The organism is Streptomyces sp. NPDC058877 (assembly GCF_042742855.1).
Classification (GTDB): domain Bacteria; phylum Actinomycetota; class Actinomycetes; order Streptomycetales; family Streptomycetaceae; genus Streptomyces.
This window is the reverse complement of record NZ_JBHYMF010000083.1, coordinates 1-19,500: the sequence shown is the minus strand read 5'-3', so window position 1 is coordinate 19,500 and position 19,500 is coordinate 1. Positions and strand designations below refer to the sequence as shown.

Genomic DNA, 19,500 nt, shown 5'->3' with positions numbered 1-19,500 from the left:
CGCCTGGTAGCGCGCCCCGAGCACGGTGGTGCGGGTGTCGCCGAGAGCTGTCCTCATGCGCGTTACTGCGGTAGATACCGGGCCGGCCCCACGGTGGAGGGGCGCCACGGCCGCCATACGGTCGCGCCAGCTCTGCGTCAGGCAGAGTTGGTTCGATCAGGTGTTCCTTAGATGGTACAGGGGAGAGGCTCTTCCCGCCTGGGAAAACACTCCCGCACCCGAATTAATGCCTGGGATTAACGGGAAGTTTTCCTCTCGTGGCCACTTCCCGGCAGGTGGAAGCGCGGGGTGGTCTCCGCGGCCCTGCCGACGGCGGTCGATCCGCCGGTCCCGAGCCAGCCGGCGAGCTTGCCGCCCTGTCCGACCGCCCGCAGCCGCCGCTCGGTGGCGTCGCGCACGGGGTCGGTGGCGACGACCAGGAGTTCGTCGCCGCGCCGCAGCACGGTCGAGGGCCCCGGTACGAAGCTGGCGTCGTCCCGTACGACCAGGGTGACCGCGGCCCCGGCCGGCAGGCGGAGCTCGGCGACCTCGACGCCGTGCATCCGGGAGCCCGCCGGGATGGCCACGGAGAGCAGGTGTCCGCGGAGCCGCTCCAGGGGGGCGGATTCGACGCCGAGGTCGGCGGCCTCGGCGGAGTCGCCCAATTTGAGGGCCTTCGCCAGCCAGGGCAGGGTCGGGCCCTGGACGAGGGTGTAGACGACGACGAGGACGAAGACGATGTTGAAGATCCGCTCGCTGCCCTCGATCTGCGACACCATCGGGATGGTGGCGAGGATGATGGGGACGGCTCCGCGCAGGCCGGCCCAGGACATCAGGACCTGCTCCTGCCAGGGGATCCGGAAGGGCAGCAGGCTGACCAGGACCTCCATGGGCCGGGCGACCGTCGTCAGGACGAGGCCGATCACGACGGCGGGCCAGAAGTCGCGGACGAGCTCGTGCGGGGTGACGAGCAGGCCGAGCAGGACGAACATGCCGATCTGGGCGATCCAGCCGAGTCCCTCGGCGAAGCCGCGGTTCGCGGGGGCGTGCGGCAGCTTGGCGTTGCCGAGGACCATCGAGGCCAGGTAGACGGCGAGGAAGCCCGAACCGTGGACCATCGCGCCGGCGGCGTACGCGGTGACCGCGATGGCCATGACGGCGATCGGGTAGAGGCCGGAGGCGGGCAGGGCGACGTGGCGCAGGCCGTAGGCGCCGACGAAGCCGACGGCGAGGCCGACGGCGGCGCCGATGGCGAGTTCGAGGGCGATCTCGCCGACGAGCACGTACCACTGGTCGACGGGGCCCGCGGTGGAGAAGGCGACGACGAGGATGACGACGGGGGCGTCGTTGAAGCCGGATTCGGCCTCCAGGACGCCGGTGACCCGGGAGGGGAGGGGCACCTTGCGCAGGACGGAGAAGACCGCGGCGGCATCGGTGGAGGAGACGACGGCGCCGATGATCAGGGCCTGTCGCCAGTCGAGTCCGACCAGGTAGTGCGCGGCCGAGGCCGTGATGCCGACGCTCACCGCGACGCCCACGGTGGAGAGGACGACCGCGGCGGGCAGGGCCGGCTTGATCTCCTTCCACTTCGTGCCGAGTCCGCCCTCGGCGAGGATGACGACGAGGGCGGCGTACCCGATGACCTGCGTGAGCTCGGCGTTGTCGAAGGCGACGTTGCCGATGCCGTCCTGTCCCATCGCGACGCCGATGCCCAGGTAGAGCAGGAGGCTGGGGAGGCCGCTCCGGGAGGAGATCCGCACGGCGGCGACGGCCACGAGCAGGACGAGCGAGCAGATGAGCAGCAGTGCGTTGAGCTGGTGGACAGTCAGTGCCGTTCCTTCCCCTCACGTGCGGCTGGATCGTGCTCCAGCGGCCGGTACTTCGTTACCTTACCTAATCTTTAACGCTTTCTTGACGCCGGCTTTGCCTCTCCTCGTTCATCAGTACGGTTCTCTTCCTGACACCGCGTCCGGGCCGTCCGGACGCTGCGCCTAAGGTTGCTCCCGTACCCCAGGACCACCCTGCCCCTCGAAGGACAGCGATGCCCTCCAACACGACCGCACCCCCCGGCAAGAAGACCGCCAAGAAAGGGCGGCGTGCCCGCCTGCTCCTCCTCGTCCTGGTCCTCGCACTGGTCGTGGGCATTGGCTTCGGCGGTTACTGGGGCGTGAGCACCGTCCGGGCCTCGTTCCCGCAGACGACCGGTGAGATCCGCCTCGACCGGCTCTCCGCCGACGTCGAGGTCAAACGCGACGCGAACGGCGTTCCGCAGATCTACGCCGACAACGAGGCGGACCTCTTCCGCGCCCAGGGCTACGTCCAGGCGCAGGACCGGTTCTACGAGATGGACGTCCGCCGGCACGTGACCGCGGGCCGGCTCTCCGAGATGTTCGGCGAGAGCCAGGTCGACACCGACGCCTTCCTGCGCACGCTCGGCTGGCGCCGGGTCGCGCAGGAGGAGTACGACAAGGTCCTCTCGCCGGAGACCAAGAAGTACCTCCAGGCGTACGCGGAGGGCGTCAACGCCTACCTGAAGGACCGGGACCCGGCCGACGTCTCCGTCGAGTACGCCGCGCTCGCCTTCACCAACGACTACGCGATCGAGCCGTGGACGCCGGTCGACTCGGTGGCCTGGCTCAAGGCGATGGCCTGGGACCTGCGCGGCAACATGCAGGACGAGATCGACCGCTCGCTGATGACGAGCCGGCTGAGCGCGAAGCAGATCAAGGAGCTGTACCCGGAGTACCCGTACGCGCTCCACCAGCCGATCCTGGGCGGCGGCACGGTCGACGAGTCCACCGGGAAGTTCGACCCGAAGGCCCGGGCATCCGGGGACGAGGGCACCGCGGACGGGGACGCCACGGGCACCGGCACCGACGGTTCCGGTTCCTCCGGCTCCTCCGGAGTGCAGTCCCAGCTCAGCGCGCTCTCCGAGGTCCTCGACACGGTCCCGGCCCTCCTCGGCCCCAACGGCAACGGCATCGGGTCGAACTCCTGGGTCGTCTCCGGCACGTACACGACCTCGGGCAAGCCGCTGCTCGCCAACGACCCGCACCTCGCGCCCCAGCTGCCGTCCCTCTGGTACCAGATGGGCCTGCACTGCCGCTCGGTCTCGGCGACCTGCCGCTACGACGTCGCCGGCTACACCTTCTCCGGCACGCCCGGAGTGATCATCGGCCACAACGACAAGGTCGCCTGGGGCCTCACCAACCTGGGCGCCGACGTGACCGACCTCTACCTGGAGAAGATCGGCCCCGACGGCTACCTCGTCGACGGCAAGGTGAAGCCCTTCACGAGCCGCGAGGAGACCATCAAGGTCGCCGGCGGCAGCGACCGCAAGATCACCGTCCGCTCCACCGAGCGGGGCCCGCTCGTCTCCGACCGCTCCTCCGAGCTGGAGAAGGTCGGCCGGACCGCCCCCGTCGGCAACGCCGCCCCCGACCGCGGCACCGGCTACGGCGTCTCCCTCCAGTGGACCGCGCTCCAGCCGGGCAAGTCGATGGACGCGATCTTCGCCCTGGACCGGGCCAAGGACTTCACCACCTTCCGGGCCGCCGCGAAGAACTTCGAGGTCCCGTCCCAGAACCTGATCTACGCCGACGTCGAAGGCCACATCGGCTACCAGTCCCCGGGCAAGATCCCGCAGCGCTCCAAGGGCGACGGCACCCTCCCGGCGCCGGGCTGGGACTCCTCCTACCGTTGGAAGGGGTACATCCCCTTCGAGCAGCTGCCCTACGAGTACGACCCGGAGCGCGGCTACATCGTCACCGCCAACCAGGCCGTCATCGACGAGAAGGCCTACCCCGACCTGCTCACCAAGGACTGGGGCTACGGCTCGCGCAGCCAGCGGATCAACGACCTCATCGAGTCGAAGATCAAGGACGGCGGAAAGATCTCGCCGGACGACATGCGGACCATGCAGAGCGACAACCGCAGCGAGATCGCGACCCTGCTCAACCCGCTGCTGCTGAAGGTCGACATCGCCGACCCCTACGTCCGCGAGGCGCAGAAGCTGCTGGAGGGCTGGGACTACACCCAGGAGCCCGACTCGGCCGCCGCCGCCTACTTCAACGCCGTCTGGCGCAACGTCCTCAAGCTCGCCTTCGGCGACAAGCTGCCCAAGGAGCTGCGCGTCGAGGGGGACTGCATCAACGTGCGTCCGGCCGACGCCACCGGCCCGGTCGACGAGCAGAACAAGCTCGTCCGGGAGTGCGGCGAGCGCGACCCCGACTCGGCGCAGCCGGACGGCGGCGACCGCTGGTACGAGGTGGTCCGTCCGCTCCTCAAGCAGGAGAAGAGCGACTGGTGGGTCACCCCCGCCAACCGCACCGACCCGGCCACCGAGACCCGCGACCAGCTGCTCGCCCGCGCCATGAAGGACGCGCGCTGGGAGCTGACCGCCAAGCTCGGCAAGGACGTCTCCAGTTGGAACTGGGGCCGCCTGCACCAGCTGACCCTGAAGAACCAGACCCTCGGCACCGCGGGCCCCGGCTTCGTGCAGCGGCTCCTCAACCGCGGCCCGTGGAACCTGGGCGGCGGCGAGGCGGCGGTCGACGCCACCGGTTGGAACGCGGCCGGCGGCTACGACGTCATCTGGGTGCCGTCGATGCGGATGGTCGTCAACGTCGGCGACTGGGACAAGTCCCGCTGGGTCAACCTGACCGGGGCCTCCGGTCACGCCTTCCACCCCCACTACGCCGACCAGACGGACACCTGGGCGAAGGGCGAGTTGTACGACTGGGCCTACGGCAAGGCCGCGGTGGACGCGGCGGCGGAGGACACCTTGGTCCTCAAGCCCTGATCAGGGGCGGAAACGGGTGACCCCCTTTGGGGTCACCACCGCGTGTACGGGGTGGTCGTGCGGTTCCTCCGGGACCCGGGCGACCACCTCGTCCGCGTAGAGGAGCACCACCAGGGCCGGGTCGACGCCCGCCCGGACGAGCCGGGCGAGGACCCGGTCGTACGAGCCGCCGCCCCGCCCGAGCCGCATTCCGCGGCCGTCCACCGCGAGGCCCGGCAGCAGCACGGCGTCGGCGGTGCACACCGCCTCGGGGCCGAGCCGGGGGCCCAGCGGTTCGAGGAGTCCCCGGCCCGCCTTCGCGAGCCGTCCGGGCCCCTCGTACGCGGCCCAGTCCAAGTCGTTGTCGGGCAGCAGGACGGGGAGCAGGACCCGTACCCCGCGCACACGGAGGGCGTCGAGCAGCGCGCGCGTGCCCGGCTCGCGCCCCACCGACACATAGGCGGCGACGGTGGCCGCCCCGGAGAGTTCGGCCAGTTCCATTCCCCGGCGGGCCAGTGATTCGGCCGTGTTCGCGAGGGAATCGGGGGTCAGTGCGGCCCGGGCTGCCAGAAGTCGGCTGCGCAGCACGGTCTTTTCAGACATCTCCGAAGTCATGAAGGCCTTCTATGTGTTCGTGAAATTCTCATAATTGGCTTTATGGCAAGAAAGTTAACCGAAGGCACATCTTCTTCTCATTCTGAACGACTAAGGTGCTCCGCATGAATCAGTCGCTCCTCAGGCTCGGTCGGATCACCAAGGCTGTCATCCCGGCCGCCGGCCTCGGCACCCGCTTCCTTCCGGCGACCAAGGCGACGCCGAAGGAGATGCTGCCAGTCGTCGACAAGCCGGCCATCCAGTACGTCGTGGAAGAAGCCGTCGCGGCCGGCCTTTCCGACGTCCTGATGATCACCGGCCGGAACAAGCGCCCCCTGGAGGACCACTTCGACCGGAACTACGAACTGGAAGAAGCCCTGATCCGCAAGGGCGACGGGGAACGCCTCTCCAAGGTCCAGGAGTCCAGCGACCTCGCGACCATGCACTATGTGCGCCAGGGCGCCCCGCGCGGCCTCGGCCACGCCGTGCTCTGCGCCGCCCCCCACGTAGGCGACCAGCCCTTCGCGGTGCTCCTCGGCGACGACCTCATCGACCCGCGCGACCCCCTCCTCGCGCGGATGGTGGAGGTGCAGGAGCGCGAGGGCGGCAGCGTGATCGCGCTGATGGAGGTCGAGCCCTCGCAGATCCACCTCTACGGCTGCGCGGCGGTCGAGCCCACCGGCGACTCGGACGTCGTCAAGGTCACGGACCTGGTCGAGAAGCCCGACCCGGGCGAGGCGCCCAGCAATTACGCGATCATCGGCCGCTACGTGCTGGACCCGGCCGTCTTCGACACGTTGCGGGAGACCGAGCCGGGGCGCGGCGGGGAGATCCAGCTGACCGACGCCCTGCAGAAACTCGCCTCGGACGAGAAGATCGGCGGCCCGGTGCACGGCGTCGTGTTCAAGGGACGCCGCTATGACACCGGTGACCGCGGGGACTATCTGCGTGCCATTGTCAGACTCGCGTGCGAACGTGAAGATTTGGGACCGGACTTCCGGGCCTGGCTCCGGAGATACGTCAGCGAGGAGATGTAACACCTTGAGCAGCAGCGCGGCACCGTCGCCGTCCCACGACGACCACCACGAGCACGGCCCCGGCGAAGGGTCCGCCGACCCCTGCGCAGGCCCGGCCCGCGGCCTGTGGTCGGTGGACGAGCACCTCGCCGACATCCTCGCGACGGTCGGCCCGCTCGAACCCATCGAGCTCCAACTCCTCGACGCACAGGGCTGTGTCCTCGTCGAGGACGTGACGGTGCCGGTCGCGCTGCCCCCCTTCGACAACAGCTCCATGGACGGGTACGCCGTCCGGATCGCCGACGTCACCGGCGCCACCGAGGAGTTCCCCGCCGTCCTCACCGTGATCGGCGACGTCGCGGCCGGTGCCGAGGGCCTGCCCGAGGTCGGCCCCGGTCAAGCCGCCCGGATCATGACCGGCGCCCCGCTGCCGCCCGGCGCCGAGGCCGTCGTTCCCGTGGAGTGGACCGACGGCGGCACCGGCGGGGGCGCCGCCACCGGCATGAGCGCCGCGAGCGCCGCCCCCGAGGGGGCCGGGGGAGAGGTCCGGGTGCACCGGTCCGCCGAGGCCGGCGCCCACGTCCGGACCGCGGGCAGCGACGTACGGGCCGGCGAGCTCGCCCTCGCGGCGGGCACGGTCCTGGGGCCGCCGCAGATCGGTCTGCTCGCCGCGATCGGCCGCGGCACGGTCCGGGTCCGTCCGAGGCCCCGGGTGGTGGTCCTCTCGACCGGCAGCGAGCTCGTCCAGCCCGGCGAACCGCTGGGCAAGGGCCAGATCCACGACTCCAACAGCTTCGCGCTCGCCGCGGCGGCCCGGGACGCCGGCGCCCTCGCCTACCGGGTGGGCGCCGTCGCCGACGACGCCGAGTCGCTGCGCGCCACCATCGAGGACCAGCTCATCCGGGCCGACCTGATCGTGACCACCGGCGGGGTGAGCGTCGGCGCGTACGACGTGGTGAAGGAGGCGCTGACCGCCGACGGACAGGTCGACTTCCGCAAGCTGGCGATGCAGCCGGGCAAGCCGCAGGGCTTCGGCGCGATCGGCGTCGAGCAGATCCCGCTGCTCGCCCTCCCGGGCAACCCGGTCTCCTCGTACGTCTCCTTCGAGCTGTTCGTGCGTCCCGCGATCCGCGCGCTGATGGGCGTCGAGGACCTGCACCGGCCCCGGGTGCGGGCGACCCTCGCCGCCGACGGGGCCCTGTCGTCCCCGGCGGGCCGCCGGCAGTTCCTGCGCGGCCGGTACGACCGGGAGGCAGGCACCGTCACTCCGGTGGGCGGTGCCGGCTCCCATCTGATCGCGGCCCTCGCGCACGCGGACTGCCTGCTGGTGGTCCCGGAGGAGACGGAGAGGGCGGAGCCCGGCACCGAGCTGGAAGTGGTCCTCCTCGGCTGAGGGGGCGAGGGTGGGGGTACGGTGTCGTCCCACACAGCGACCGGGAGTGTCACGGCCATGAGCACGCAGCAAGGTCTCACCCACATCGACGAGGCGGGCGCGGCCCGCATGGTCGACGTATCGGCGAAGGACGTCACGTCCCGCACCGCCCGCGCCAGCGGGCGGGTCCTCGTCTCGCCGCGCGTGATCGAGCTGCTGCGCGGCGAGGGCGTCCCGAAGGGAGACGCCCTCGCGACCGCCCGCATCGCCGGGATCATGGGCGCCAAGAAGACCCCCGACCTCATCCCCCTCTGCCACCCGCTGGCCGTCTCGGGCGTCACCCTGGACCTGGCGGTCGCGGACGACGCGGTCGAGATCCTGGCGACGGTGAAGACCACCGACCGCACCGGCGTCGAGATGGAGGCCCTGACGGCGGTCTCGGTGGCCGCCCTGACCGTCGTCGACATGGTCAAGGCGGTCGACAAGGGCGCGGTCATCTCCGACGTGCGGGTGGAGGAGAAGACGGGCGGCAAGTCGGGCCACTGGACGAGGACCGAGGCGTGACGCGCGCCGGCCGGGTCGCGGGAGCACACGAGCACGAGGCGGCCCCCGACCGTCCAGGGGAGGCCCCGGCGGAGGCCTATCGCGCGCTCGTCGTCACCGCCTCCAACCGGGCGTCCGCGGGGGTGTACGAGGACAGGGGCGGCCCGCTGATCGCCGAGGGCCTCACCCGGATGCGCTTCGCCGTGGAGGGCCCCCAGGTCGTCCCCGACGGCGCGCCCGTCGAGGCGGCCCTGCGCGCCGGGGTCGCCGCCGGGTACGACGTGATCGTCACCACCGGCGGCACGGGCATCTCGCCCACCGACGAGACCCCCGAGGCGACCCGACGGGTCCTGGAGCGGGAGATCCCGGGCATCCCCGAGGCGATCCGCGCCCACGGCCGGGAGAAGGTGCCGACGGCGGCGCTCTCGCGCGGTCTGGCCGGGGTCGCCGGCAGCACGCTCATCGTGAACCTGCCGGGCTCTCCGGGCGGGGTGCGCGACGGGCTCGCCGTCCTGGAGCCGCTGCTGCGCCACGCCGTCGACCAGATCCGCGGCGGCGACCATCCGAGAGCGTCGTGATTCCGTCCTGGCCGGTGGTCCTCGTCGACGGCGATGTGCTGCTCCGACCGATAAAGATGCGTGACCAGGCCGCCTGGCGCGAGGTGAACCGTCGCAACCGCGAGTGGTTGCGCCCCTGGGAGGCGACGGTTCCGCCGCCGGCTCCCGGTGGCCCGGTCGCCCAGCGGCCGACGTACCGCCAGATGGTGCGGCACCTGAGGTCGGAGGCGAACGCCGGGCGGATGCTGCCGTTCGTCATCGAGTACCAGGGCCGGCTCGTCGGCCAGTTGACCGTCGCGGGAATCACCTGGGGCTCGATGTGCTCGGGGCACGTGGGGTACTGGGTGGACCGGGAGGTGGCCGGGCGCGGGGTGATGCCGACGGCGGTCGCCCTCGCCGTCGACCACTGCTTCCGGGTGCTCGGGCTCCACCGCATGGAGGTGTGCATCCGCCCGGAGAACGGGCCTTCCCGCCGTGTGGTGGAGAAGCTCGGCTTCCGCGAGGAGGGGCTGCGGCCCCGCTACCTCCACATCGACGGTGCGTGGCGGGACCACCTGGTGTTCGCGTTGACGGCGGAGGAGGTGCCGGAAGGGCTCCTTCGACGCTGGCACCACGCAAGAATGCAATAAGTGTTCGAATTCAATCGCCAGTTGGCGGTCAATCGATCTGAACAATCACAAAAAAGTTCAGTGATATCAGCCAGATCGTGCGACACACCGAGCCAATTGGCCGATGCGTGTTACGGAACCCCTCTACCGTGTGAGCGTGAGCAGCAGCGGCCTCATCTACGCAGTCATCGTCGGGGCCTGGGCCGCCTACTTGGTGCCGATGTGGCTCCGCAGGCAGGACGAGTTGAACGAAGCCCGTCCGACGGAACGCTTCAGCACCGCCATCCGGCTGCTTTCCGGACGGGCGGGCATGGAGCGCCGATACGCCAAGGAGCTCAAGGAGCGGGACCTTGCGGCGGAGGGACCGACGCCCGACGTGGACCCGGACGCGGAGACCGAGCACCTGAGCTCGGTCGACGTCCGGGCCTTCTCCGCGCCCGCGGCCAGGACGGAGGCCCGCATGAGCCCCCCCGTCCCCCCGTCGGAACCGGAGCCGCACCCGGCGCCCCGCCCCGCCCCGGGAGCCGCCGAGCGGGCCCGACGCGGCAAGGTCCTCGCCCGACGCCGACGGACCACGACGCTCCTCTTCGTCGCCTTCACCCTCGGGGCGGTCGTCGCGGCCATCGGCGGCGTCGCCTTCCTGTGGGCCCCGGCCGCCCCCGCACTGCTGCTCAGCGCGTACATCGTCCACCTGCGGGCCCAGGAACGCCGTCGGTTCGTGTACGTGATGGACCGGCGCCGAGCCGAAGCGGCAGCCGCCCGACTGCGCGAGAGCCGTCGCCCGGCCCCCACCCCCGAACCGGAGGCCGAGCAGACGCCCGCGGTCCCCTCCGTCTCCCCGCAGGAGGCCGACCGGCGGGCCCTGGTCGAGCAGACCGACCACGCGGAGTGGGTGGACCAACAGCGCGAGCGGGGCCCGGCCCGCGGCGGCAGCTGGGAGCCCGTCCCGGTGCCGCTGCCCACCTACGTCACCGCGCCGGTCGCCCCGCGCGCCACGAGCGGCGTCGACATCACCGACCCGGAGACCTGGAGCTCGGCCCGCTCCTCCACGGCGGCCGACCCGGCCCCCGGCCCGGCCCCCCGTCAGCGCACCGCCCGACCCCACGCCGGCCGCGACCACGGGCGCACCCCGCTCTTCGACCAGTACGCGGACGACGACCGCCCCCGAGCGGCCAACGAATGACCCCTGCCGGTCGGGCCCCGGGCCCCGGCCCGGCGGACTCGCGCCTTCCGGGAAGGTCCCGACCCGTACCCGCCGGCCCGTGGGCCGCCCCCGTTCGTGCGGGCGGCACCCCCTGCACGGGGTCCCCGACGGTCCCGGCTGACCTGCGGCGGGAGCGATTTTTGTTCTCCCCGATCGGGATGCTAATGTTTCACACGTCGCAAGGGCCTGTGGCGCAGTCTGGTAGCGCACCTCGTTCGCATCGAGGGGGTCTGGGGTTCAAATCCCCACAGGTCCACAGACGACAGTTCTCGAGATGCTCTCGAGAATCGTCACGAGATCCCGTTCAGCCGAGAGGCTGGGCGGGATCTCGGCGTTTCCGGGGTGTGTTCGAGCTGGTGTCCGAACGCGGACGGGGCTTAGGACGATGGCCCGGCAGAGGATCGGCCTGGGGTGCGGGGTGGTTCGGGTGGGTGAGAGGCGTCGGAGCTGCTGCTGGGCGTGCTTGAGCTCGTCGTGTCGTGCTGGGGCGTTATGTGCTGGTGTGGACCATCGTTGGTGTCCGGGGTGGGGAGAGCCCGTTCGCGGCGAGGGAACCCGGAGCCGTTTCCGAGGGCGCCGTGATCACATCGGCAGGATCCCTATTGGCTGTGGTGCCGGCGGTCTGGTCCCAGGTGAACAGCATCTGCAGGTTGGCGCTGCAGACCATCAGGGCGAGGAGGATGGTCTGCGCGACGCGGCCGTGGGCGAGCCGCTTGCTGGGGTCGGCGATATTGATGCCGTGGCTCTTGAGCCTCCCGTTCGCCCCTTCGATGTTGGCCCGTTCGGGCCGGTAGGCGTCCTGCCAGCTGGGGTGGAGGTAGTGCCGGTCCTGGCGGAACTTGTCGCTCTTGCCGAGGTCGCCGGGCCGGACCGTGATCGTCGGCTTCTGGCAGATCTGCGGCAGTTCCTTCTTGGGCAGCGGTCGCAGGCGTTCGGCCTGGGGGATGGGCACGGTGGGTTTGGCCGCGGTGTGTGCGGCGGTGGCCCGCTGGTCGGTGAGGTCCACGACAGGAGGTCGTGGTGCGGGGATCTGGTGGACCTGGTTGAAGCGGGGACAGGCCACTTTGGGCGATGGTCCGCTGGCCGGGCACTGGAGCCGGATTGCGCCGCGCTCGTCCGCGGACTGCTTGAGGCGCAGGTAGTACGGCTCGCGGGCGGCGATTTGCTCGCGGAGCAGGGTGTCGTCGGCGATGCCGCGTACGGCTTTGTCGCTGAGGTCGAAGGTCGCCTGGGCGAGGGTGGTGGGCATGGCTGGGCAGGCGAGAGACCCGTCGACGAGCAGGGCGCCTTCGTGAGTGCCCTGGACGCCGCGGTTCTCTCGTTTGTAGTCGAGGACGAGCTGGTAGCCGAGGCGTCGTGCGGGCTGGGCGAAGTGTGTGGAGACCTGATCGGTGTAGGCGCGGTCGGAGGCCAGGATCCCGGTGGGAAAGCCGAACGGGGTCAGGGCGGTCAGGGCGTGGATTGCGTTCTGGCCGATCCGTTTGCCGGGTCTGTCCAGGACGAGGCCGAGCACGAGCTGGGGGTGTCGGCTGACGCGCTTTCCGGCCCGGGGGTGGCCGGCCGGGTGCCTGCGGCTGGCGGCGACGAGGAGGGTGGCGGAGTGCCCGAAGATCCCTTCGTCGGCGCCGCCGCAGTAGTGCCAGCCGGCGGTGAGCTCGACGGACGCGAGACCGCGACGCTCGCTGGGCTCGTGGTGCCAGGCGGGAACCGGGGTGGTGTCGACCCCGATATCGCCCCGCCAGCCCTTGAACAGGCCACGGCGGTGAGCGAGACGGACCGTGACCAGCACCAGGCGGTCGCTGATCTCCTGCAGCAAGATCCGGCGGCGCACTCGTTCGCTGTCCATGTCCTCCCAGGCCGAGACCGCGATCCTGGCCTCGTCAGCGGGCAGCCGACGGCGCCGGTCACAGCGGAAGGGGTCCAGAGCGGTGGTCAGGCGGTCGAAGGACCGGTAGACACAGCGGGTGAACGCGTGCCGTCCGTGAGCGTCGAGCGAGCTGGGGTCCGGGACTCCCAACCAGCCCCGGGCAGGCGCCCGCAGCTCGTCCAGGAGCACGCGGCAGACATCCGCGAGAGTCGCGCTGCGGTGGTAGTGCAGGGACAGCAGCAGCCCCACCAGCACGGTCCGCACCGGCAGACCCTTCGGCCCGGGGCGTCCCGCCAGCTCGGCGTCGATCAGCTCCAGCACACCCGAGTCGTGCAGGAGTGCGTCGAGGTGCCCGACCTTGGAGTCCGGGATCTCGAACGGCGCGTCGGTGACTGGTCGTGGTCGGCACTTTCTGATCTTCTCCGGACTCCGCCAGGCCCGGGGCTTGGTCACCGATCCGGCCCGCGCAGGAGCCGTGCGGCAGTGGCGTCATCGACGGGCGGCACCAAATGCTGCCAGCGCGCCAGGGACGCGGCCGATGCGAGCCCGGCTGCCTGCGCGATCAGATGGTGATCGATATGCGCGCGCATCAACTCGACGATCCACGTCGCCCGCAACCGGCCCACCTGCACCGCGGGCAGATCCTGCGGAGGACGGTGGAGCAGGGACCAGGAGCCGATCAGGTTCTTGGAGTATTCGACGGTCCGCCTCGGCCGGAACAAGTACCCGCCGCCCGCCCGATCTGCCAGTTCACCCAGAACGGGGTCCCAGGCGGCACGGGCGACGAGCGGGACCAGCCGCTCGACGCCCTTGTGCAACAGCGGACCGTCCCGGCGCGGACGGCGCAGATCGGTGCCCCGGCTGGCCGCGACCTCCTTCGGCATCAGCCCCAAGCCGGCACCCAGCCCCAGCAGCGCGAGCGCGTCGGTCCTCTGCTGGCGGGGCAGATGGGTGGCCCAGTGTCGCAGGCCCGCCAACTCGGCTGCAGTGTAGGGCTGGTGCGGACTTGCGTCCGCGTGCATCCGGACCGGCGGCGCCTCGCCGCGCTCGCTCCAGGCCAGCGCATCACGTACGCGCAGAAGCCACGTCCGGTACGTCCGGACCGACGACGCCTCGATGTCCCCGGCCCGCGAGAGTACGAACGCGTCGATCACCTCGTTGCGCAGCCACGCGTCCGCAGATCGCTCGATCCCCGCCGCCTCGGCCCACAGCGCCAGCCTGCCCACCACGTGCAGCAGACGCTCCACGTCATAGGGCACGGCTGTCACGGCCGCGGCGACGACCGACCGCACCAGCGAAGCGACCTCGGCCCAGAGCGGCGGAGCGTCCTTGGGCCGGTAGCGGGTGATCTTCGCGGAGGTGACGGGATCAAGGACCACGGTCCATGCATACCGGCTGGACAAGCAGCCATTCCACAGCTGATCAACTTCAACGGACAGGATGGTGCGCGCATGGTCGGCGGACGCGCCCGCGCACGCTCCCCCAGGGAGCTGACCGACAACCCGGAAACCTGGCCCGAGCGGCCGAGCGCCGACACGGCCGCCGAAGCGGTCCGGCACATCGCCCGCACGCTCGCCCTGGCCCTGGACGACCAGGGGCTGAGTCTGCGCGCGACCGCCGCCGGCTCCGGAGTGAACAGGCAGGCCGTCGCCGACCTTCTCGCGGGACGGTCCTGGCCGGACGTGGCGACCGTCGCCCGCCTCGCCCACTTCACCGGCGCCAACCTGTGGCCAGGCGACATCAACATCGAACGGAAGAGAACGCATTGAGCCTCGATTCACGCCCGAAGACGCCAAACGGCGACCGGGCATGACGAAGTTCGCGGCTCCGCGCATCGAGCGGCGAAAGTCTCCACTACGCTCGAAGACGCGCGGAGCCACCTGTCGGATGGCGCTCACGCACCCGGCACCGCCGAGTCGATTGGTAGTCCCTCGGCGGTGCCACCTGAAACGCCGCGCGCTCGCGGCCCCGGTTTACTCCCGAGCGTCCCCCTGCCGCTGTTCACCGGCGCTGGCCGGGGCGATCGTGAACCAAGCCGTAGGGTCCTCCATCAGCCTGCCCTCCCGCACAAGTGCCTTCAGGCGGGACCTGGTCGTCTCCACGCGCCGTCCCTTCGACGTGTCCGAGACGTCCTCGCCGATCGCCGCAGCGATGTCCTTCACATACATCGGTCGTCCAGCCCCAGCCAGCAGCACCAACGCACGCTCACGCGTGACCTCCCGCTCCAACGGGCCCGCAGGCTCGGCCTCACCAGCAGCGGTCCCGTCAGTTCGAGGAGGGGAGGCGGGGGGGCCATGCTCTGGGTCCGGTTCGTCACTGTCGTCAGCGTCCGGCTGGCCGCCTTCCGTGTCGTGTGCGGCGTACTCTGAACCGCCCAGCGAAACGACCGTTTTCCGCGTGATTACCAGATCTGCCAGACGACCCTCGGCAGCCGCGATCCGTCCATGCAGAGCATCCAACTCCTTGCTCAGGACAGACAACTCGCCGCGAACGGCTGCCTCTTCCCTATCCAGACGCTCGAACAGTGACGCCATTCAGACCGCCCTCACGCTGCTGACTACCCGACTCCGACGACATTCGAAGCCCCAGCCAAAACTAGGACGGACTGCAACAAGATCGCAGAGGGTGACTGCAACTGCCCTCAACCGATCGCACACGTCCATCTCCAGGCCGTACCGCATCGATGGGCGACCATTCTTGCCACGCGCCATAGGCTCACCTCATGCCGACCGACGACAGCCCGCAGAGCACCGCCAAGCACTGGCAGGACTGCACGGACGTGTACGACTTCCTCGAGCAGATCCGCCTCCGGCCCGGCATGTGGCTGCCTGGTGGCTCACTCCAGCACCTGCAGTCCATGCTTACCGGCTACCGGGTGGCGCTTGGTGTGCACAGCATCGACGAACCCTGGGCCTTCTGCCCCGAAGACGACTTCAGCCGCTGGCTCTGCGAATATCGCGGCATCGTCGCCTCCCTCACCTGGGCAGCCGAGATCGAGCGCAACACCCCCGACGGCTCGACTCCCGTCGAAGAGTTCTTCCGTCTCCTCGACGTCTACCGGAGCGACGCGGCACAGAATCCGGGGCCAACCGCCACGACTACTCGGCTTCCCGGCATCGAGTACATGACCAACACCTTCGTCACCCTCTTCTGGCGCAAGCGCCTCCTCACACATGCAGTGGAGCGTCTTGAAGGCCGAGGCTTCCGCGTCATCCGCTTGGAAGCCGGCCAGTGGAACACGGAGCGGGACATGCACCACGCCATGGCCGCGGCCCTGGATTTTCCCGACTACTACGGGCACAACCTGGACGCGCTCAACGACTGCCTTGGCGACGTGGCCTGCTACGGCAGCTACGACGATGCCCCCGAGGGCACCGGACTGGTCCTCGTCTTCAATAACTACGACCGGTTCGCGGCAACCTGCCCCAGGGCGGCGCAAGTCGTCCTGGACATCATCGCCGACCAGGCCCGCCAAGCGGCCGTACTCCAACGACGCTTCTTCAGCCTGGTCCACAGCAACGACGCCAATATCAAGTTCGAACCTGTCGGTGCCATGCCCGTCATGTGGAACAGCGACGAGTGGCTCGACGCAAACCGTCACTGAGGACAAGCCTCGGAGTGCAAACGCGCGCTGCGGCAGTCCTTACTCCGTCGCCGTAGCCCTCCAAGCAGCAGTGACGCACCCTTCTTTCCAGTGCCACCACTCCTTCGCCTCACCGTGCTCCAGGAGCTTGCGAATCCGCTGCAGGTCCGCCTGCGGCGGGACATCGAGCGCCACCATCCCGTACCGCTCGATGCCCTCGCCCGTCGTGCCGAGCTTGTGGAAGATCTCCAGGACGCTTTGCCTAGCAGCAGCTGATCCGCTGTCCTTCAACACAATCAGCCGGATCGTGCAGTTCTCCGATGCTCGGACCGTCTCTCCTGCCCAGAGGAGACCCTCGCTGTCGGGCTCCACCTTGATGATGTCCCCGCTGGCAACCCCACGTACGAACCAGGGAGTGTTGTCCAAACGCACCGTGCCGTCACCGAGGCCCACCGCCCACAGGCTCTCGACGCTCGCCGGCGGCCAGCCGTCCTCGTCCACATCCATCCGGAAGTAGACCTTCACATGGTCGCCACTGATGCTCGTCACAACACCATCATCCACAAGAGACGATCATCGTTCAGATGAGGCCCATGAAGTCGAGGAGGAACCACTTCTCGTACTCATACCGCTCGCGAAGTGCGAATGTTCCGTCTGCCACGAGATCCTTGCCGTCCCACCACCATCGTGGCTTCGAATCGAGAGCCTCTGGATAGTTGAAGAGCTCGTGGGGAAGGGGTTGCTCATCGAAGTTGCTCGGAGGCATCCAACCCTGTTCGCCGACGATGACGCCCGCGACGGCATCGGCTGTGAGTACGAAGTCGGGAGTTTCGTCGTCGTTGAACGTAAGCCGCCATTCGCGCTCGTGCAGCCAATCCGCGGAGCCGGGTTCGTAGCGCACTCGCCGGCCGCGGAATCGGGCTGGCATTCCATCAGTCGCGAGCAACTCCTCGTCCGAGAGATAGAGCACTGGCCGGGCACCAGCGGCTATGAGAGCCTCGCGGTCGAGTAGAAGCGCCCACGGCCCGTACGGCCCGCGCGGGCCAATGCCGTCGCGAAGCAGGACCCGACGAGCGGCATCGGAGGGCTCGCCCAGGCAGACCACAGCCTGGTTCTGGCGGTACGGCACACTCCCGCGAATCTTTCCCTCGCGGAGGATGCCCACCAGTCGTTCCTCGGCGGTCCCATTCGCATGAGCCGGGGGATGGTCATCGCTGCTTCGTGGGCGTCCCGTGAAGTGAACGAGAGTGCCGGGAAGGTCAGGGTGAACGCCTACGCCGGGAGAGGGCCTCATACGTCTCCTTCGTGGTCCCAGGGCAGCAGAATACGGTCAGCGGCTCATGACCGTGATGCGTGAGCACGTTGGGACTTCGTCGTTTCCGCGTGCCGTTCGAGGCATCTGCTGACCGGCGCGGTCATTCGGCGAGGTTGGGAAGCACTTTCCACCGGAGCCAGGCCAGCATCTGGTCGAGCAGGTGCACTGCCCGTTGCCGAGCAGGTAGTTCGCGTGGGGTGGGTCTCCAGTAGGAGGCGGTCAGCTCGTCGACCCGGGTGTGCAGTGCCTCTTCCGGGGCGGTGCCAGTGAGCAGTGCGAAGTGGAGGAAGCCGGAGAGCGGCCGGCTGTCGTGCAGGTCCTCTGCCAATGCTCCCGTTCGTTCCAGCAAGGGGAATGACGCCGGTTCCTCGGGGAAGCTGGCGCAGAGAGCGGCCAGAGCGAGGCGGACACCCAGGGACGCGGTATCCCAACGGGCCGCCAGCTCTGGAAGCGTCCGCCGGACGGCTGCGCGTGCCCGGGCAGCTGCGGCTGGATCACTCTGCGGGTGCTGCCGGGGCCAGCAGTCAGCCGTGAGGCGGTCGATCTCGGTGGCGATGTGGAAGAGGAGAGTCGTCAGGCTGGCTCGCTCATCAGCCGGAACGCGCTCGTCGGAGGCGAGGGCGGCCACCATGGGCACCGCCTGCGCGGTATACGCGTTGCTGATGCCCTGGTGATGGATGTCGTTGTAGAAGTCGCTTGCGAACTCGCGGTCTGAGGCGAAGGGCCCGAACTCCGGCCCGAAGAGCAGAGCACTGTGCGGCGGCCGCTCGTCGGTAGGTATCCGATCGGTCACCACGGACCGGAAGATGCGCCGCAGACCGGGCTCGAAGCACTCGTCCCGGAAGCGGTCCGCTGCCGCAGCATCCCACTCCTCCGGGGGCGGGAAGGCATCAGCCATCGAATCTGATCCAGGGGACGTCGAACTGCCCGAGAGGGTGCAGGGCGCTGCGCTGGAGGGCGCCGATGCTGACGGCGGCTTCGCCGTCCTCTCCTGGGCCGTCCGAGAGCGCGACCACGATGCCGGGGCCGGCGAGGAAGGTCGTCGGATCGAGTGGTGCCATGAAGGGTCGCAGCGGGACGTCCCGCAGCACGGAGCGGAGCAGGGGGACGATGTCGTCGGCAGAGGCGACGGCCTGTGCCAAGTAAGGAGCACTGAAGGTCGCCTCGTGCAGAACGAACTGGAGCAGGAACCTGCTCAGAGGCTCCTGCTCCGGCAGTGCCTCGTCGTCCCGGACGAGCAGGACAGTGTGCTCTCCGTTCTCCGTGTCCGGACGGCGTGGGAAGCACCACGACCAGCATCCCTGAACCTCGCAGGCGAACGAGAAGTGCTCCTCGCCCCGGCCACACCGGTCGGGCTCCGGTTCGTGCACGTAGTTGTGCGAACCCAGGATTCCCGGCCGCTCTTCGGCCAGGCGGTAGAAAGCAGCCAGCGCGGCCGGCACGGCCTCCGCCGACGTGTTGATGCTCGGTTGTCGGGACCGGGCGAACCACGACTCGACGAACAGCGTCAACGCCTCCTGCGGACGCGCCGCCACGAGATCCACCCACGTCGGTGTGGGCAGTACGGGATCGGGAACGGAGGGCCGGACCACCTCCAGCAGCCCGCTGGTCAGCGGCTCGATGAACTCGAACTCGTAGCAGCCGGGCCCCCAGCGGCGGAACTCGGCTCGTCCGAGCAGCAAGCAACCGATATCGACCCTGATGGCGATGCTCACCGGCCGCTGCCGGAGTTCGTCGAAGCTCCAGACGTCCCGGTAGCCGGTCAGCGCCTCGTTGATGTCTGCGGGTACCTCGCCGACCAGACGGAACTGGTCCCGGCTCCAGACGCCGCTGGACGCCGGGTCGTCATTGGCGTCGGCGATGATTTGGATCTCCGTGGCACCGACGATCAACGAGGCGCCGGTCAGGTCGAACCTCATGGCATCAGGGCCGAGCCGGTCTAGCAGCGCACCTTCATCGACCCGGACCGGGCTCCTCCGCGGCATCCCGGCAGTGTACGTGGGAAACGATCTCCGTCGGTTTGGGAAGCGATCTTCATTCGGTCTTGTGCGGACCTGGTCAGAGGCACCCGTGAACACCCCA

18 protein-coding genes and 1 tRNA gene are annotated in these 19,500 nt (G+C 69.7%); 10 read left to right on the top strand and 9 right to left on the bottom strand.

Annotated elements, in window-relative coordinates; all coding sequences use genetic code 11:
* Positions 1-236 precede the first annotated feature (236 nt).
* A complete protein-coding gene (locus tag ACFW2Y_RS20125) occupies positions 237-1,808 on the bottom strand; it encodes a potassium/proton antiporter (RefSeq protein ID WP_384880854.1) in 1,572 nt (523 codons plus the stop codon).
* Between the two features lie 212 nt (positions 1,809-2,020).
* On the opposite strand from ACFW2Y_RS20125, the gene ACFW2Y_RS20120 reads away from it, so the two are divergent.
* Positions 2,021-4,780: a penicillin acylase family protein gene (locus ACFW2Y_RS20120; protein WP_384880820.1), complete on the top strand. Its 2,760-nt coding sequence runs from the start codon at positions 2,021-2,023 to the stop codon at positions 4,778-4,780.
* Here ACFW2Y_RS20120 and ACFW2Y_RS20115 read toward each other — a convergent pair whose 3' ends face one another.
* Positions 4,781-5,374, bottom strand: coding sequence for a 5-formyltetrahydrofolate cyclo-ligase (locus ACFW2Y_RS20115; protein ID WP_384880817.1), 594 nt, complete (start codon positions 5,372-5,374; stop codon positions 4,781-4,783).
* Positions 5,375-5,478: 104 nt separating this feature from the next.
* Between ACFW2Y_RS20115 and galU the strand changes: the two genes are divergently transcribed.
* The 7 genes from galU to ACFW2Y_RS20080 all read left to right on the top strand — a co-directional run bounded on the left by galU (position 5,479) and on the right by ACFW2Y_RS20080 (position 10,909).
* Positions 5,479-6,390, top strand: coding sequence for a UTP--glucose-1-phosphate uridylyltransferase GalU (gene galU / locus ACFW2Y_RS20110; protein WP_384880814.1), 912 nt, complete (start codon positions 5,479-5,481; stop codon positions 6,388-6,390).
* 4 nt (positions 6,391-6,394) lie between these two features.
* Positions 6,395-7,762, top strand: a complete 1,368-nt coding sequence (glp, locus tag ACFW2Y_RS20105; RefSeq protein WP_384880812.1) for a gephyrin-like molybdotransferase Glp — start codon at positions 6,395-6,397, stop codon at positions 7,760-7,762.
* A 57-nt stretch (positions 7,763-7,819) separates the two neighbouring features.
* Positions 7,820-8,305, top strand: a complete 486-nt coding sequence (moaC, locus tag ACFW2Y_RS20100) for a cyclic pyranopterin monophosphate synthase MoaC (protein ID WP_384880809.1) — start codon at positions 7,820-7,822, stop codon at positions 8,303-8,305.
* On the top strand, positions 8,302-8,862 hold the full coding sequence (locus ACFW2Y_RS20095; RefSeq protein ID WP_384880806.1) for a molybdenum cofactor biosynthesis protein B: 561 nt from the start codon (positions 8,302-8,304) through the stop codon (positions 8,860-8,862). Before moaC ends, ACFW2Y_RS20095 begins: the two co-directional genes overlap by 4 nt.
* Positions 8,863-8,876: 14 nt before the next feature.
* Positions 8,877-9,470 carry a GNAT family N-acetyltransferase gene (locus ACFW2Y_RS20090; protein ID WP_384880851.1) on the top strand — a complete coding sequence of 198 codons (594 nt, stop codon included), beginning with the start codon at positions 8,877-8,879 and terminating at the stop codon, positions 9,468-9,470.
* A 136-nt stretch (positions 9,471-9,606) separates the two neighbouring features.
* Complete coding sequence (locus ACFW2Y_RS20085; protein WP_384880803.1) at positions 9,607-10,632, top strand: hypothetical protein; 1,026 nt, start codon at positions 9,607-9,609, stop codon at positions 10,630-10,632.
* Positions 10,633-10,835: 203 nt separating this feature from the next.
* Positions 10,836-10,909: transfer RNA gene (locus ACFW2Y_RS20080), tRNA-Ala, on the top strand.
* 234 nt (positions 10,910-11,143) lie between these two features.
* Here the strand turns inward: ACFW2Y_RS20080 and ACFW2Y_RS20075 are convergent.
* Positions 11,144-12,973 carry a hypothetical protein gene (locus tag ACFW2Y_RS20075; RefSeq protein WP_384880802.1) on the bottom strand — a complete coding sequence of 610 codons (1,830 nt, stop codon included), beginning with the start codon at positions 12,971-12,973 and terminating at the stop codon, positions 11,144-11,146.
* Positions 12,970-13,923, bottom strand: a complete 954-nt coding sequence (locus tag ACFW2Y_RS20070; RefSeq protein WP_384880799.1) for a hypothetical protein — start codon at positions 13,921-13,923, stop codon at positions 12,970-12,972. Before ACFW2Y_RS20070 ends, ACFW2Y_RS20075 begins: the two co-directional genes overlap by 4 nt.
* Before the next feature lie 48 nt (positions 13,924-13,971).
* Here ACFW2Y_RS20070 and ACFW2Y_RS20065 point away from each other — a divergent pair, with 48 nt between their 5' ends.
* Positions 13,972-14,289, top strand: a complete 318-nt coding sequence (locus tag ACFW2Y_RS20065; RefSeq protein WP_384880796.1) for a helix-turn-helix domain-containing protein — start codon at positions 13,972-13,974, stop codon at positions 14,287-14,289.
* A gap of 204 nt (positions 14,290-14,493) precedes the next feature.
* Here the strand turns inward: ACFW2Y_RS20065 and ACFW2Y_RS20060 are convergent, their stop codons facing one another.
* Complete coding sequence (locus tag ACFW2Y_RS20060) at positions 14,494-15,054, bottom strand: hypothetical protein (RefSeq protein ID WP_384880793.1); 561 nt, start codon at positions 15,052-15,054, stop codon at positions 14,494-14,496.
* 188 nt (positions 15,055-15,242) lie between these two features.
* Between ACFW2Y_RS20060 and ACFW2Y_RS20055 the strand changes: the two genes are divergently transcribed.
* Positions 15,243-16,124 (top strand): barstar family protein, encoded by an 882-nt coding sequence (locus ACFW2Y_RS20055; protein WP_384880791.1) that lies wholly within the window; start codon positions 15,243-15,245, stop codon positions 16,122-16,124.
* A gap of 39 nt (positions 16,125-16,163) precedes the next feature.
* Here ACFW2Y_RS20055 and ACFW2Y_RS20050 read toward each other — a convergent pair whose 3' ends face one another.
* The 4 genes from ACFW2Y_RS20050 to ACFW2Y_RS20035 form a co-directional block, all read right to left on the bottom strand.
* On the bottom strand, positions 16,164-16,652 hold the full coding sequence (locus ACFW2Y_RS20050) for a DUF4265 domain-containing protein (protein WP_384880789.1): 489 nt from the start codon (positions 16,650-16,652) through the stop codon (positions 16,164-16,166).
* 31 nt (positions 16,653-16,683) lie between these two features.
* Positions 16,684-17,268 (bottom strand): hypothetical protein, encoded by a 585-nt coding sequence (locus ACFW2Y_RS20045; protein WP_384880786.1) that lies wholly within the window; start codon positions 17,266-17,268, stop codon positions 16,684-16,686.
* Positions 17,269-17,518: 250 nt separating this feature from the next.
* Positions 17,519-18,316 (bottom strand): hypothetical protein, encoded by a 798-nt coding sequence (locus ACFW2Y_RS20040; protein WP_384880783.1) that lies wholly within the window; start codon positions 18,314-18,316, stop codon positions 17,519-17,521.
* The gene (locus tag ACFW2Y_RS20035) at positions 18,309-19,337 is read right to left on the bottom strand and encodes a hypothetical protein (RefSeq protein WP_384880780.1); all 1,029 of its coding nucleotides are present in this window, start codon (positions 19,335-19,337) and stop codon (positions 18,309-18,311) included. Before ACFW2Y_RS20035 ends, ACFW2Y_RS20040 begins: the two co-directional genes overlap by 8 nt.
* Between the last annotated feature and the right edge of the window lie 163 nt (positions 19,338-19,500).

What these genes read in the sequence shown, in the direction of transcription:
- ACFW2Y_RS20120 (WP_384880820.1), top strand. Translation starts at nt 2,021, where the DNA reads ATGCCCTCCAACACGACCGCACCCCCCGGCAAGAAGACCGCCAAGAAA.
- ACFW2Y_RS20115 (WP_384880817.1), bottom strand. Translation starts at nt 5,374, where the DNA reads ATGACTTCGGAGATGTCTGAAAAGACCGTGCTGCGCAGCCGACTTCTG.
- galU (WP_384880814.1), top strand. Translation starts at nt 5,479, where the DNA reads ATGAATCAGTCGCTCCTCAGGCTCGGTCGGATCACCAAGGCTGTCATC.
- moaC (WP_384880809.1), top strand. Translation starts at nt 7,820, where the DNA reads ATGAGCACGCAGCAAGGTCTCACCCACATCGACGAGGCGGGCGCGGCC.
- ACFW2Y_RS20065 (WP_384880796.1), top strand. Translation starts at nt 13,972, where the DNA reads ATGGTCGGCGGACGCGCCCGCGCACGCTCCCCCAGGGAGCTGACCGAC.
- ACFW2Y_RS20060 (WP_384880793.1), bottom strand. Translation starts at nt 15,054, where the DNA reads ATGGCGTCACTGTTCGAGCGTCTGGATAGGGAAGAGGCAGCCGTTCGC.
- ACFW2Y_RS20055 (WP_384880791.1), top strand. Translation starts at nt 15,243, where the DNA reads ATGCCGACCGACGACAGCCCGCAGAGCACCGCCAAGCACTGGCAGGAC.
- ACFW2Y_RS20040 (WP_384880783.1), bottom strand. Translation starts at nt 18,316, where the DNA reads ATGGCTGATGCCTTCCCGCCCCCGGAGGAGTGGGATGCTGCGGCAGCG.
- ACFW2Y_RS20035 (WP_384880780.1), bottom strand. Translation starts at nt 19,337, where the DNA reads ATGAGGTTCGACCTGACCGGCGCCTCGTTGATCGTCGGTGCCACGGAG.